Below are 12,728 nucleotides of genomic sequence, written 5' to 3'. Positions count from 1 at the left end.
AGGGCGCGCAGGATCAGGAACGCGAAGAACCCGCACACCGCGTAGGCGATGACCAGGGACGGGCCGGCCGCGTTGAGCCGGCCGCCGGCGCCCAGGAACAGGCCGGTACCGATCGCACCGCCGATCGCGATCATCTGGATCTGCCGGGGCTTGAGGTTCTTGTGGTAACCCTTGTCCTCCGCGTGCAGGGAGGTCTCGGACGCATGCGCGTGACCACCATCAATCAGGTGGTCGAACTCAACCTCGTCATTGGGGTTGTTGGGCATGGGGATTCCTTTCGATCCGGAAAAGATCTTGGTGGATGGGGGAAACTTAGAAGACTGACCAGCCGGTGCGGTCGGAGAGGTCGGCCAGGGCGGCGGTGCCGGCGAGGGAGTTGCCTTTGGCGTCCAGGCGCGGGCTCCAGACGCAGATAACGCACTTGCCCGGGACGATCACCAGGATCCCGCCGCCTACTCCGCTTTTGCCGGGCAGGCCCACCCGGTACGCGAATTCGCCGGCGGCGTCATACATGCCGCAGGTCAGCATGATGGAGCCGATCCGCTTGGCCTCGCTCGGGGACAACACGGCTCCGGGGGCTCCCTGGCCGTCGCTGGCAAGGAACAGGCCTGCCTTGGCCAGCTGGACGCACGTCATCATGATGGAGCACTGGCGGACGTAGTTCTCCACCACTGCCGGCGCCGGCTGGGTGAGGTTGCCGAAGTCCTTGAGGAAGTGCGCCAGGGCCAGGTTGCGGCTGCTGCCGGCGAGTTCACCGGCAGCAGCGGCCTCGTCGATGAACGGCGCCGGCCCTCCCTCCTGGCCTGTTTGTCCTCCGGTACCCGCCTGCCGGGTGAGGAACTGCAGGAGGTGCGCGGCGGCGTCGGGCGTCTCTTCCATCAAGTGGTCCGTGACCACCAGGGCGCCGGCGTTGATGAAGGGATTACGCGGAATACCGTGCTCGGCTTCGAGCTGTACCAGCGAGTTGAAAGCTGTTCCGGATGGTTCGCGCAGCACCCGTGACCACAGCAGGCCGGACCGGCCGCGCTGCAGCGCCATGGCCAGGGTGAACACCTTGGAGATGCTCTGGATGGAGAACGGGACGTCCGCGTCGCCGGAGCTGAAGACCTTGCCGGAGGTGGTGGCAACGGCGATGCCAAAACGGTTGAAGGGGACGGCCGCCAGGACCGGGATGTTGCCGGGTACGGCACCGGTTTCCTTTCGGGGCCGGTGTTCCCGGACGATCTCCTCGAGGAGGATGTCCAGGGGCGGTGCGCTGAGTGTGGTGCTCATTTCCTGCCTGAAGTGTTGTTGGAGGCGGCCCACTCCTGGAGATGGAGCAGGGCCACCAGTGAGTCGCGCGGGTTGCCGAAATCCAGTCCGGTCACCCGGGCCGCCTTGGCAACGCGGTAGTAGACGGTGTTTTTGTGCAGGTTCATGTGTTTGGCGCATTCGGAGACGTCGAAGCAGGCGTCGAAATAGGCCTGCAGGGTTGCTGCGAGTTCGGTATCCTCCTGGAGCAACGCCGCCATGCTGCGGTGCCGGAAGGGTGAGCTGTGGAAGTTCCGGACCGCCTCGCGGTACAGGATTTCCGCCTCGAAATCATCAACGGTGGCCACCGTGCCCGGCGTGGCGTTCCGCACGCAGGCCAGCAGCGCTGCAGTGATGCCGGTGACCCCGTGGATGGACAGCAGGTCCGGCGCCAGCGGTCCGACGGCGGCGAACGGAATGATGCCGAGGTGTTTGCGGGCATCCTTGACCACCGCTTCGGCAAGTGCCCTCAACCCCGCCTCCGCCGTGCCGGACTGGAGGTCCGGCAGGATGATGGCGGTGTCACCGTTGAACTGGCCCACGACGGCGGACGCCTTGTATGCAGCGGCGTGAATGGAGGCCAGGTTGGCCAGTTCTCCGTGCTTGAGCGCTGCGTCGTCAGCCCGGGAGTCGGCGTCGGACATGCCGACCAGGAGAAGCGCCGCGGGACGCTCCGAGGGGATCTTTCCGCTGTGGGCGCTGGCGGCGGCCTCGGCGGGACCTGACAGGATCCGTGCCACCCGGTCCTCCCGCATGTGGACGGACTGCTGGTTGCGGTATCGGATCAGTTCGGCGGAAACCCTGGCTGCGGCTCCGGTGAGGACGTACTCCACGTCCGGGCCGAAGCCTTCTCCGGTCTCCTGGAGCCAGATGTAGCCCATGATCCGCTCCCCGGCGAAGAGCGCGATGGCCACCCGTTCACGCAGCCCGTCCTGGGGCCGGGCAGGCACGCGGACCGGCTGCCGGGTGCGGTGGAGTTCGCGGTACGCGCCCAGGTCCTTGAGGAGCAGCTCGTACTTCCGCGGGCCGCGGCGGGACAGGATGGACGCTTTGCGGAGCTCATCGATGTCGTTGGTGACCGTGGAGTACGCCAGGACCTTGTTGGCCGCGTCCTCGATCAGCACGTGGCTGGAGGTGAGCCTGGCCGTGGTCTGGGCGATGGCGAACAGGTCTTCCTCGAGCAGGGTGAGGACTTCGCTCTCGTAGCTGCGCGGCTGGATCCGGTCTTTTGCGATGGACAGCAGGCGGTCCCAGTCGGCGGCCGGATCAACCAGCAGGAGGCCCGAGCCCGCTGCCTGCAGGAGTTCTTCCGCTTCGGAGAGGCCTTCGCGGTTGCCTTTGACGGCTACTACCGGGGGCGGGTCTTTCAGGAGCCGCCGGAGCGCCGGCAGGGCGGAGCGGCCGCGGACACCGATGAGCAGGACAAACGCGCCGGCAGCCTGGACGGACTCGTCGTCGGCGTCGACAATCAGGAACCGTTCGATGGCCGGCGCCGAGGGGGCGGGGCGGAGGATGAGGCTGGCGAAGCCAAGGGGAAGATCCGAGAGGATGTCGTCCACCGTAACCGCGGCCATGGGTTGTCCTTTTGCGTCGATCCCGCCGGACGGCTCTGTCCGGTGACCTCATGCTATCCAGCGGCCGCCGTCCTGATTATGTGCCGGGTCCCAAACTCGGGCACGGATTTTTGGTTTCCAGCCCGAGGCGCAGGTCCGCTGCCTGGGAGCCGCCCGGACAGCAACACCAAAGGCGGGCCAGCGTGTGCTGACCCGCCTTTGGGAGTGTGGCGATGGCTTGCCTGGACTTCGGATCTACAACTAGATCCAGGCGGGTGCCGGGGGCGCCGGGGTGACCGATCCGCCGTCGCCGCCTTCCGTTGCTGGACGCTGTGCCGTCGTGCCGTCCGTGCCGCGGCCGGTGGCCCACTGCGCGATGGCGGCCAGGGAGCCGGACACCACGGTGGGGGAAGCGGATGACGTGTCCCCGAAGACGAGCGCGGACGGCTGCCCGGTGACCTCGACCACGAGGTCCTTGTCCGTGCCGCGGGTGTGCCAGGCGCCGGTGATGTCCGTCAGGAGCCGTTCCAGGACGGGGGCGGGGATGTCCTTGAACGTGGCCCCGTTGTCCAGGTCCACGGCGTGCACCCACACTTCCCGGGTGCGCATCCACACGGTTTCCTCGGCCGGGACGGTCCTGCCCTGGACGGTTTTGACCTTGTGGTGCCAGTTGTCGGCGGGCAGGTCGCGCCATTCGACGTTCAGGTGCACGGCGGAGTGGTCGAACAGGTTGCGCAGCGCGATCGGGGACAGCGTCGCGCCGAAGTCGATCTCGTGGTTGCGGACCTCAACGGACGGGTACATCGGTGTTTCCACCCCGGTGGCTGCCCACTCGACCAGCCGTGCGACGGCCCGCGCGTTGTAGCCCACGTGGGCTACAACGTGGCGGCGCGTCCAGCCCGGCAGGAGCGAGTCCCCGTCCAGTTCCGCGTCGCTGAGCTCGTTGAGCTTGCGGGCGAAGAACGCGGTGCCGCGCCGGGCCTGCAGGAGCCCGTCGAGCAGGACGGGATCGGTGGCCTGGTCGTGCCGGGCAACCATCAGGCTTCCTTGACCACGCGGTTGGTCAGCTGGCCCAGGCCCTCGATGGTGGTGACCAGGACCTGGCCCTCCTGCAGGTAGCGCTTGGGGTCCTGCGCGTGGCCCACCCCGCCGGGGGTGCCGGTGGCGATCACGTCGCCCGGGTTCAGGGTGATGATGGTGGAGATGTAGGAGACCAGGAACTCGGGGGTGAACACCAGGTCCGAGGTGGGGGTGGACTGCTGGACTTCACCGTCCACGGCGGAGGTCATCAGCGGGCCCGCGGTGAACTCGTCCTTGGTGACCAGGGCCGGTCCGAACGGGGTGGACTTTTCCCAGGTCTTGCCCTGCAGCCACTGGATGGTGCGGAACTGGTAGTCGCGCATGGAGACGTCGTTGAGCACGGAGTAACCGGCGATGTGCCCAGCGGCTTCGGCTTCGGGGATGCGGCGGCCGGCCTTGCCAATGACGACGGCGAGTTCGGCTTCCCAGTCCACGGTGTCCGATTCCTGCGGCAGGGCCAGGTCGTCGTTGGGACCGATCAGGGATTCTGCGTACTTGGCGAACAGGGTGGGGTACTCCGGAACTTCCCGGCCCATTTCCTTGATGTGGTTGCGGTAGTTGTGGCCCACGCAGATGATCTTGCCGGGGGAAGGCACGACGGCGGCGAGATCGGCGCCGGCCAGGGCGTGGGTTGCGCCCTTGGCTTCCTTGGCGGTGGTTTCCCAGGCGGGGTCCTGCAGCAGGGCCCCGACGTCGGAGAACCCCGGGATTTCGGTGAGGGTGTCGCCGTCCTGGCGGACCGCCGTCGTGCTCTTGCCGTTGCCGGTGCCGGCGGGGAGGCGGAGGGTGAGGAGTTTCATTACTTGGTGCGTCCTTCGATGTAGGTGCGGTTGAAGTTCAGGCGCTCAAAGATGGGCGCGTCGCTGAACCGGAACAAATCAAACTCGGATTCGGCCTGCAGGGACCAGGCGGCCCAGGACGGGACCACGAACAGGTCGCCCTTGGCCAGGACCCTGGTTTCGCCGTTGAGGGTCACGGTGCCGGTGCCTTCGAAGACCTGCCAGACACTGGAGCCCACCTCGCGGACGGTCTCGGTCCAGGCCCCGGCGCGCAGCCGGTGGAACTCGGCACGGATGGTGGGCATGACATCCCCGCCGGTGGTGGGGTTGGTGTAGCGGACCGCGGCGTGGCCCTGGGACACGGTGGCGGGGTGGCCCTCATCCTCGAGGAGGAGTTGTTCGCGTAGGGCGGCGTCGGTGTACTTCCACCGGTAGGCGGCGATGGGGGAGTTGGTGGTCTCATCCAGGCCGGAGAGCGGGCGCAGCCCCGGGTGGGCCCAGAGCCGCTCGGAGCGGGAGATGTCCGGGGTGGCCTCGTCCGTGACGCGCTCGGTACCGAACTCGAAGAACCCGGCATCGGCGTAGTGGACGAACGGGATGTCCAGCCCATCGATCCAGGCCATGGGCTCATCGGTGTCGTTGTGGTGGCCGTGGAAGTTCCAGCCCGGGGTGAGCAGGAAGTCGCCGCGGGACATCCGGACCGGGTCACCGTTCACCACGGTCCACACTCCCTCGCCTTCGACGACAAAGCGGAAGGCGTTCTGCGAGTGGCGGTGCTCGGGGGCGGTTTCGCGGCCGCCCAGGTACTGGATGGCGGCCCAGAGGGTGGGGGTGGCGTACGGGGTGCCGGCCAGGCCAGGATTGGCCAGCGCGATCGCCCGGCGCTCCCCGCCCCGGCCCACGGGCACCAAGTCCCCGGCGCGGGCGGCCAGCGGGTACAGGTCGTTCCACCGCCACACGTGCGGTACGGCCTTGGGGGACGGGACCATGGGCATCAGGTCCGCGATCTCCGTCCACAGCGGAATCAGGTTTTCCTTATCGAAATCCTTGTAGAGCTGCTCAAGCTGTGCAGCCTCCTCCGGGGTGGGCTCGGGAACGTGGTGTTCCTGCGCCACGGATTCGTGCGTTTGGTTTTCAGCGCTGATGGACACTGGCCTTCTCCTTGCGTGCGGACTGAGGGCGACGTGGATTCGACCCTAGGGAAGGCTTGCTGTGATCTCCAACATATTCTGTCTGCCAGAATTACTCTTGGGACTTTCCGCAGAGAGCCTCAGCTGCTTCCCGCTCCGTCCACCGGATTGGCTGCGATATCCAGCTCCAGCTGGCGGCGGGTTTCCATCATGACGCCCACCAGTCCGGCGTCGAACAGCGGCCGGAACCTGGCCACCGGAGTCGCCACGCTCAAGGCGCCCACCACCATGCCCCTGCCGTTGTGCAGCGCCATCCCAAAGGCACTGATACCCTCCTCCGTGCCCTCGAAGTTGGCGGCGAAGCCGTTGGTGCGCACGGACTCAAGCTCACGCAGGAACGCCGGGTACTCGGCGTCGGAGATGTAGTCGCCGGCGAGCTCCGCGTTGGGCCCGCGGAACAGCTGCTCCACCATGGCGGGGTCCAGTTCCGCCAGGATGGCCTTGCCGCCGGAGGCCTTATGGGCCGGAAGCAAGGTCCCCTGCCGGTCACCCACGCGCAGGATGTTCGAACTTTCCACGGTGTCCAGGAAGCGGACCTTGGTGCCCACCCGGATCATCAGGTTGACGGTCTCGTTGGTCCGCGCGCAAAGCACTTCCATATGGGGCCGGGAGATGTCGCGGAGCTGCCGGGTCCAGCTGAAGCCGGCAGGCCCGGCGCCCATGGCCGGGCCCGGCACGTAGCGGCGTGTCTCATCCTGGACGGCAAACCCGCGGTACACCAGCATGGCCAGCAGGCGGTGGGCCGTGGACGGGGCCACGCCGAGTTCCGCCGCGGCGTCCTTGAGCCGCAGGCTGCCCACGTCCCGCAGGAGCTGCAGGAGCTGCAGGGCGTTGTCCACTGCCTCGATGGCGTAGGTAGGCTTCCGCCGGGCCGGAAGATTCTGCATGACAGAATCTTATGTGCGCCGCGGTATGACTGCCAGCACAGTGGTGGGATGAATCACACATCTTCCGCTGCAGCGCCGCAGCGCATGGCCGCCCCCGCCCCGGGCGCAGGCGTTTCCGGGTTTCCCCGGCGTTCCGTGCTCGCCGTCCTGGTGTGCTGGCTGCTGGTCGTTTTCGACGGCTATGACCTGATCGTCTATGGCACCGTCCAGGGCTCGCTCATCAGCGACACCGGCTGGGGCCTGACCAAGGCCACCGCCGGCACCATCGGCTCGATGGCCTTCATCGGCATGATGATCGGGGCGGTCTTCGCCGGCCGCATGTCCGATACCTGGGGCCGCCGGCGCACCATCATCGGCTGCGCCGTCGTCTTCTCCCTCTTCACCATCCTCTGCGCCTTCGCGCCCAACGCCCCGGTCTTCGGCGGCCTGCGGCTCCTGGCAGGCATTGGCCTGGGCGGCCTGGTTCCCTCGGCCAACGCCCTGGTGGCAGAGATGGTCCCCGAAAAGTGGCGGTCCACCATCGCCACCCTGATGATGTCCGGCGTTCCCATCGGCGGTTCCATCGCCGCCCTCGTCGGCATTCCGCTGCTCCCGGCCTTCGGCTGGCCAGTCATGTTCCTGGTGGCAGTCGTCGCCCTGGTGGTGGTTATCCCGCTGGGCATCCGCTACCTGCCGGAGACACTGGCGCCGGACCACAAGCGCGGAGCCCAGGGCGGTGCCGCCAAGGAAGCCGTCGGATTCGGGTCCCTGCTCCGCGCGCCCTACCTCGGCACCAGCCTGCTGTTCGCCGTCGGCACCCTGGTGACCCTCTTCGCCTGGTACGGGCTGGGCACCTGGCTGCCCAACCTCATGCAGCTGGCAGGCTACAACCTCGGGTCCGCCCTGACGTTCGCCCTGGCCCTCAACCTTGGCGCGGTGGCGGGTTCGGTGCTCACCGCCTGGGCGGGCACCCGGTTCGGCCCCATCCCCACCGCCATCGCGGCAGCGGCCGTGGCCGCCGTCGGATTGCTGGTCCTGGTCACCGGGCCGCCCGTCGCCGTCGTCTACCTCATGCTGGTGCTTGCCGGCGTGGGCACGCACGGCACCCAGTGCCTGATCATCGCCGCCGTGGCAAGCCACTACCCGGCACACCTGCGCGGCACCGCCCTTGGCTGGGCGCTTGGCGTGGGCCGGATCGGGGCCGTGGCAGCGCCCCAGGCCGGCGGGCTCCTGCTCGCAGCGGGCCTGGGCGTCAACTCGAACTTCCTGGCATTTGCCGGAGCAGCCGCAGCAGCAGCAGTCCTGCTCGCAGCCGTCGGTACCAAAATCAAGAAATCAACAGCAGTAGGAGTTTCCAATGTCTAACCTCAAAGCGTCCACCGACGTCCTGGTAGTTGGCGGCGGCATGGCCGGACTTGCCGGAGCGCTGGCGCTTCGAGAAAACGGTGCCGATGTCACCCTGGTTGAAGTGGCACCCGCCTTCGGTGAAGTCGGCGCCGGCCTGCAGATGGCGCCCAACGCCTCCCGCGTCCTCAAGCGCTGGGGCCTGCTGGAGAAGGCACTGGAAATCGGCGTCCAGCCCAAGCACCTGGTGTTCCGCGACGCCATCACCGGCGAGGAACTCACCCGCCAGACCCTGGGCGGCGAGTTCGAGGAACGCTACGGCGCCCCCTACGTGGTGATCCACCGCAGCGACCTGCACCAGATCCTGCTCGAAGCCTGCCAGGAAGCCGGCGTTACCCTGGTGAACGACGTCCTGGTGCAGAAAGTGGAGACCGACGGCGACCGCGCCCGCGCCTACACCGCCAAGGGCGAGGTGTTCGAGGCTGACGCCATCCTGGCAGCGGACGGGCTGAAGTCCACCCTGCGCGCCACCGTTGCCAGCGACGGCCCGGTCAACTCCGCCTACGTGGCGTACCGCGGCACCGTGCCCATCACCGAGGAAACCCCTGCGGCGGACCTGGAGGACGTCATCGTCTACCTTGGCCCGAACTGCCACCTGGTCCAGTACCCGCTCCGCAAGGGCCAGCTGCTCAATACCGTGGCAGTGTTCAAGTCCCCGTCGTTCGAGCGCGGCGAAGAGCAGTACGGCGGCGTGGACGAACTCCAGGCAGCCTACAAGGACTGCGTCCCCGCCGTGCAGGAAGCCCTGAAGAACCTGGCCACCGGCATCCGCTGGCCCATGTACGACCGCAACCCGATCGAGACCTGGGTTTCCGGCCGCATGGCACTGATCGGCGATGCCGCCCACCCGATGCTGCAGTACCTGGCCCAGGGCGCCTGCCAGGCGCTGGAGGATGCTGCGGTGCTGCAGGACGCCGCCAGCAACCGCGTCTTCACGGCCGAAGGCATCGACGCCGGTGCGTGGGAGGATGCCTTCCGCGAGTTCAACGAAACCCGCGCAGCCCGCACCGCCCGCGTCCAGCGCACCGCCCGTATCTGGGGTGAGTCCTGGCACGTGGACGGCGTGGCACGCGTCCTGCGGAACATGCTGTTCAAGAGCCGCGGCGACAACAACTTCCAGTACAACGACTGGCTGTACGGCCGCAACGAGCCCGGTGCCCCGGCCGAGGTTCCGGCCGGAGCCAAGCTGGTGGAAGCCTAAGCACCTCGAACCAGGGCGGGCGTACGACGGCGGGTGGCTCCCGGCGTCGTACGCCCGCCTTTTTGGATGGAAGGGAAGGTGCCGGAATAGATCCATACAGTTGAATGTTCAACCAATATGGACTTTGGCATTTTTACTTTTGGCGAACTGTCGCGCAACGGACAAACCGGGCTGGCCCAGTCGCCGCACCAGCGGCTGGAAGAGATCATTGGGCTGGCCAAGCTGGCCGACCAGGCGGGCATCAGCTTCCTGGGCCTGGGCGAGCACCACCGCAGCGACTTCGCCTTGTCCGCCCCCGAAATGGTGCTGGCCGCAGTTGCCCGCGAGACCACCAACCTGAGGCTGGGCACTGCCGTCACTGTGCTCTCCACCCAGGACCCGGTGCGGCTCTTCGAACAGTTCGCCACCCTGGACCTCATATCCGGCGGCCGCGCCGAGATCATCGCCGGGCGCGGAGCGTTCATCGAGTCGTACCCGCTGTTCGGCTACGACACCGCGGATTACGACGCCCTCTTCGACGAAAAGCTGCGCATGCTGCTGGAGCTGCGGGACAACGCCACCCTGGAGTGGCAGGGAACATTGACCCAAAGCATCCCCGGCATGGACATTGCCCCCCGGCCGCTGCAGGAAAAGCTTCCCGTCTGGGTGGGGGTGGGCGGGACGCCGGCGAGTTTCGCCCGTGCCGGACGCCTGGGCCTGCCGTTGTTTGTTGCACTGCTGTCCGGACCCGAGCGGTTCCGCCGCCTGGTGGAGCTGTACCGGCACACCGCGGCCGAGGCCGGGCATGACGCCTCCGCCCTTCAGGTGGGTGCCGGCGGCCACTTCTACGTGGCGCCCACCTCCCAGCAGGCACGCGATACCTTCTATCCCTATTACCGGGCCTATTTCGAACAGAACATGCCCCGGCCGGTGGACCACTTCCCGCGCTCAACCTTCGATGACTGGTCCGAACCCGGCGGCGGCCTGCTGGTGGGGAGCCCGCAGCAGGTGGTGGAGAAGATCCTGGCCATCCACGAGGCGCTGGGAACCAGCCGGTACATGGCCCAGATCGGACTGGGCGGGCTGCCGTTTGCCGAGACGGCGCGTTCCATCGAGCTGCTCGCCACCGAGATCATGCCCGCCGTCAACCGGGAAATCGGGGCCCCGGCCACTGCCTGACCCAAGCCATTTCCACCACCAACACCGAGGAAAAGATATGCACGCACCGTTCGCCGAACCCACCGTCGCCTGGCAGAGCCCCGACGATCCCAACCGCCCGCTCGTGGTGCTGCTGCACGGGCGCGGATCGGATGAATCAGGAATCATCGGGCTGGCCAACCACCTTCCCGCAGGCCCCTCCTACGCGGCCGTCCGGGCACCGATCCCGGCAGGGGGCGGGTTCGCCTGGTTCGCGAACCGGGGGACGGGGCGGCCCGTGGCCGAGTCCCTGGCCCAGACAATGGAATGGTTCAGGACGTGGCTGGAGCCGATCGCCCCGGAAGGCCGGCCGGTGATCCTGGTTGGCTTCAGTGGCGGTGCGGCGTTCGCGGGCGGGTTGCTGCTGGCTGATCCGCAGCGTTTTGCGGGCACGGCCATCCTTTACGGGACGCTGCCGTTCGACGCAGGCGTCCCGACGTCCCCGGACCGGCTTGCCGGCGCCCCGGTGTTCCTGGCCCACGGTGAAGCCGACACCGTCATCCCGGCCGACCTGCTGGGCCGCACCTGGGACTACCTCCTGGGGGCCTCCGGTGCGGACACCCACGCCCGCAAGGACCCGGGCGGGCACGCCCTCACCGCGGAAACTGCCGCCGGGCTTGGTGCGTGGATCTCCGAACGGGCCTAGCTTGCGCTGCCCTGGTCAGCCTTCGTCGCAGAGCAGGTGGTACCAGCTGTCCGCCAGCACTTCCAGGGCGTGCTCGCGGTTTGGCTCCATCTTGCGGCGGGTCCACAGCGTCGCCACGTAGTCCAGCTGCGTGAAGGCCAGGGTGCCGCGGATGTGGCGGGTTTCCCCGGCGAAGCGTCCGGCGAGCTGACCGCACCACCGAGGGCAACCCCTACCATCCGCACACCCGCGCGGTTCCGGTGGAGCCGGGGAGGATCGAGGAATACGTGGTCCGCCTCTACCCGTTCGCTAACACCTTCAACCCGGGGCACCGCCTGGTAGTGGAGCTGTCCAACGGCGAGCCGCTCGCCGACGAACACAACTCGCTGCTCCCGCCCGACGCCTTCCACCTCCCGGTGGGCAGGCCGGTCACACACAAGATCTACCGCGACGCGCACCACCAGTCCCGCCTGGTCCTGCCGTTTACCGTGGGCTGATCAGGCAGGCGCCGGACCCGTTGACTCCCTGACAGTCAGGTGGGTGGGCATGACGGCGAGCTGCCGGCTGGCACTTCCCGACAGCGGGTTGAGCTGTGCCAGCAGCATGGACACCGCCACCCTGCCCGCCTGCTCTATGGGGCTGGAAATGGTGGTCAGTGGGGGATTGCAGAAGTCCGCGCCGAAAATGTCATCGGACCCGACGATGCTTATGTCCTCCGGAACCCGAATGCCCCGTGCCTTGAACCGCTGGAGCATGCCAATGGCAAGCAGGTCATTAAAGACGATGCAGGCTGTTGCCCCCGTCCTGACTGCAGCATCAGCGGCAGCAGCCCCCGACGTCGTCTTCGGGGTGTAGGGGCCGATCCGGTGGATCTCCATGCCGCGCTTAGTGGCGTCCTCTTCGAAAACCTTCCACCGCATCTGGTTGGACCAGGAGGTGGGCGGTCCGGCCACATAGCAGACTTTGTGGTGGCCCAGCGAGGCCAGGTGCTCAAGGGCCTGGATGATGGCCGAGGGTGTATCGATCATCACCGTCGGTGCGCTGGTGGACGCGCGGTTGAACGTCACCAGGGGCTGCGACTGCGAGACCTCCGCAAGCTGGGCGTCCGTCAGGCGTGAGGCGGCAAGGATGAAGCCGTCCGCGGACTTGCGCATCTTGTGCAGGGCATCGAGTTCCATCTCGCTGGACTCCTCGGTGTCCACCAGGAGCTGGGTGACCCCGGCCGCCTTGAGCTGGTGCTGGGTGCCGCGGATGATGTCGAAATAGAACGGGTTGGTGATGTCGGGTACCAGGACGGCCACCGCATTGGTTCGTCCGGAACTGAGGCCGCGGGCCTGGGAGCTGGGCACGTAATTGAGCTCCGCGGCCGCTTCCTCGATCCGGGCCCGGGTCCGCGGGTTGACCCGGTCGGGCCGCGCGAGGGCCCGCGACACGGTGGAGGTGGCCACCCCGGCGAGTTCCGCCACGTCCCGGATGGTGGGTGGGCGGTCCCGCCGGGCGCCTGCGTCAAGGCTTGCCGGGACTGACGACGCCGTGGTTGCTGGGTCTGCCATCGCTGGGCCTT

Annotated in this window: 12 protein-coding genes and 1 pseudogene; 5 read left to right on the top strand and 8 right to left on the bottom strand. The window is 67.7% G+C overall.

Translation table 11 applies throughout. The features are described from left to right. The 7 genes and pseudogenes from PV772_RS09450 to PV772_RS09420 form a co-directional block, all read right to left on the bottom strand. Positions 1 to 266 (bottom strand): annotated as a pseudogene (locus PV772_RS09450) (L-asparagine permease); the annotation flags it as partial. A 46-nt stretch (positions 267 to 312) separates the two neighbouring features. Then, on the bottom strand, positions 313 to 1,272 hold the full coding sequence (locus PV772_RS09445; protein WP_347885957.1) for a glutaminase: 960 nt from the start codon (positions 1,270 to 1,272) through the stop codon (positions 313 to 315). After that, the gene (locus PV772_RS09440) at positions 1,269 to 2,864 is read right to left on the bottom strand and encodes a helix-turn-helix domain-containing protein (protein ID WP_347885956.1); all 1,596 of its coding nucleotides are present in this window, start codon (positions 2,862 to 2,864) and stop codon (positions 1,269 to 1,271) included. Before PV772_RS09440 ends, PV772_RS09445 begins: the two co-directional genes overlap by 4 nt. 240 nt (positions 2,865 to 3,104) lie before the next feature. Then, a complete protein-coding gene (locus tag PV772_RS09435) occupies positions 3,105 to 3,881 on the bottom strand; it encodes a maleylpyruvate isomerase family mycothiol-dependent enzyme (protein WP_347885955.1) in 777 nt (258 codons plus the stop codon). Then, positions 3,881 to 4,723: a fumarylacetoacetate hydrolase family protein gene (locus PV772_RS09430; RefSeq protein ID WP_347885954.1), complete on the bottom strand. Its 843-nt coding sequence runs from the start codon at positions 4,721 to 4,723 to the stop codon at positions 3,881 to 3,883. Before PV772_RS09430 ends, PV772_RS09435 begins: the two co-directional genes overlap by 1 nt. Further along, positions 4,723 to 5,853, bottom strand: a complete 1,131-nt coding sequence (locus tag PV772_RS09425) for a cupin domain-containing protein (protein ID WP_141180736.1) — start codon at positions 5,851 to 5,853, stop codon at positions 4,723 to 4,725. Before PV772_RS09425 ends, PV772_RS09430 begins: the two co-directional genes overlap by 1 nt. A gap of 119 nt (positions 5,854 to 5,972) precedes the next feature. Further along, on the bottom strand, positions 5,973 to 6,779 hold the full coding sequence (locus PV772_RS09420) for an IclR family transcriptional regulator (RefSeq protein ID WP_141158159.1): 807 nt from the start codon (positions 6,777 to 6,779) through the stop codon (positions 5,973 to 5,975). A 48-nt stretch (positions 6,780 to 6,827) separates the two neighbouring features. Here PV772_RS09420 and PV772_RS09415 point away from each other — a divergent pair, with 48 nt between their 5' ends. The 5 genes from PV772_RS09415 to PV772_RS09395 all read left to right on the top strand — a co-directional run bounded on the left by PV772_RS09415 (position 6,828) and on the right by PV772_RS09395 (position 11,661). After that, positions 6,828 to 8,123, top strand: coding sequence for an aromatic acid/H+ symport family MFS transporter (locus PV772_RS09415; RefSeq protein ID WP_347885953.1), 1,296 nt, complete (start codon positions 6,828 to 6,830; stop codon positions 8,121 to 8,123). Next, positions 8,116 to 9,363 (top strand): FAD-dependent oxidoreductase, encoded by a 1,248-nt coding sequence (locus tag PV772_RS09410; protein WP_347885952.1) that lies wholly within the window; start codon positions 8,116 to 8,118, stop codon positions 9,361 to 9,363. Before PV772_RS09415 ends, PV772_RS09410 begins: the two co-directional genes overlap by 8 nt. A 117-nt stretch (positions 9,364 to 9,480) precedes the next feature. Further along, entirely contained in the window at positions 9,481 to 10,521 is a 1,041-nt protein-coding gene (locus tag PV772_RS09405; RefSeq protein WP_141158157.1) for an LLM class flavin-dependent oxidoreductase, read from the top strand. A 37-nt stretch (positions 10,522 to 10,558) separates the two neighbouring features. Beyond that, a complete protein-coding gene (locus tag PV772_RS09400; protein WP_141158156.1) occupies positions 10,559 to 11,185 on the top strand; it encodes a serine esterase in 627 nt (208 codons plus the stop codon). 239 nt (positions 11,186 to 11,424) lie between these two features. After that, entirely contained in the window at positions 11,425 to 11,661 is a 237-nt protein-coding gene (locus PV772_RS09395; protein ID WP_246839778.1) for a hypothetical protein, read from the top strand. Here PV772_RS09395 and PV772_RS09390 read toward each other — a convergent pair whose 3' ends face one another. Next, positions 11,662 to 12,717 (bottom strand): LacI family DNA-binding transcriptional regulator, encoded by a 1,056-nt coding sequence (locus PV772_RS09390; RefSeq protein WP_246839777.1) that lies wholly within the window; start codon positions 12,715 to 12,717, stop codon positions 11,662 to 11,664. Positions 12,718 to 12,728 lie beyond the last annotated feature (11 nt).

This window comes from Pseudarthrobacter sp. CC12, from assembly GCF_039907755.1.
Classification (GTDB): domain Bacteria; phylum Actinomycetota; class Actinomycetes; order Actinomycetales; family Micrococcaceae; genus Arthrobacter; species Arthrobacter niigatensis.
This window is presented reverse-complemented; position numbering and strand designations above follow the sequence as displayed.

Bases quoted from the DNA above. Each gene is read 5' to 3' on its own strand.
- PV772_RS09445 (WP_347885957.1), bottom strand. From the start codon at position 1,272: ATGAGCACCACACTCAGCGCACCGCCCCTGGACATCCTCCTCGAGGAG.
- PV772_RS09440 (WP_347885956.1), bottom strand. From the start codon at position 2,864: ATGGCCGCGGTTACGGTGGACGACATCCTCTCGGATCTTCCCCTTGGC.
- PV772_RS09435 (WP_347885955.1), bottom strand. From the start codon at position 3,881: ATGGTTGCCCGGCACGACCAGGCCACCGATCCCGTCCTGCTCGACGGG.
- PV772_RS09430 (WP_347885954.1), bottom strand. From the start codon at position 4,723: ATGAAACTCCTCACCCTCCGCCTCCCCGCCGGCACCGGCAACGGCAAG.
- PV772_RS09420 (WP_141158159.1), bottom strand. From the start codon at position 6,779: ATGCAGAATCTTCCGGCCCGGCGGAAGCCTACCTACGCCATCGAGGCA.
- PV772_RS09415 (WP_347885953.1), top strand. From the start codon at position 6,828: ATGAATCACACATCTTCCGCTGCAGCGCCGCAGCGCATGGCCGCCCCC.
- PV772_RS09410 (WP_347885952.1), top strand. From the start codon at position 8,116: ATGTCTAACCTCAAAGCGTCCACCGACGTCCTGGTAGTTGGCGGCGGC.
- PV772_RS09405 (WP_141158157.1), top strand. From the start codon at position 9,481: ATGGACTTTGGCATTTTTACTTTTGGCGAACTGTCGCGCAACGGACAA.
- PV772_RS09400 (WP_141158156.1), top strand. From the start codon at position 10,559: ATGCACGCACCGTTCGCCGAACCCACCGTCGCCTGGCAGAGCCCCGAC.
- PV772_RS09390 (WP_246839777.1), bottom strand. From the start codon at position 12,717: ATGGCAGACCCAGCAACCACGGCGTCGTCAGTCCCGGCAAGCCTTGAC.